Below are 408 nucleotides of genomic sequence, written 5' to 3'. Positions count from 1 at the left end.
ACCGCAGGGATTTTGGCTCACTCGCCGATCCTGTGGGGTGCCAGAAGTCGGCCTGAGCCTGTGACCTGGGGCGATGCGCCGGCGCGGGGCCGGCCGCATGATGGTCAACTATGTCCGTACGCCTGCTGTACCTGATCCTCGTTCGGGTCTGTAGCTGGCTGGTTCTCCTCGGCCGCTCGTCGGCGTCGAAGAACATCGAGTTGCTGGTGTTGCGGCATGAGGTCGCGGTGCTGCGTCGTACCCAGCCCAAGCCCCGGTGGGACTGGGCGGACCGGGCGGTCCTCGCCGCCCTGATCCGACTTCTCCCCAAGGCACTGCGAGCGCACCGGCTGGTCACTCCCGGCACCGTCCTACGGTGGCACCGCCGTCTGATCGTACGGAAATGGACCCATCCACAGCGGATGGGTC

Annotated in this window: 1 pseudogene; it reads left to right on the top strand. The window is 66.9% G+C overall.

The window, feature by feature from the left end:
• Positions 1 to 110: 110 nt before the first annotated feature.
• Positions 111 to 408, top strand: a pseudogene (locus tag FMEAI12_RS16825) (transposase); the annotation flags it as partial.

Source organism: Parafrankia sp. Ea1.12, from assembly GCF_900465275.1.
Lineage (GTDB): Bacteria > Actinomycetota > Actinomycetes > Frankiales > Frankiaceae > Parafrankia > Parafrankia soli.
The sequence above is the reverse complement of the archived record's forward strand: the minus strand, read 5'-3'. Positions and strand labels throughout refer to the sequence as shown.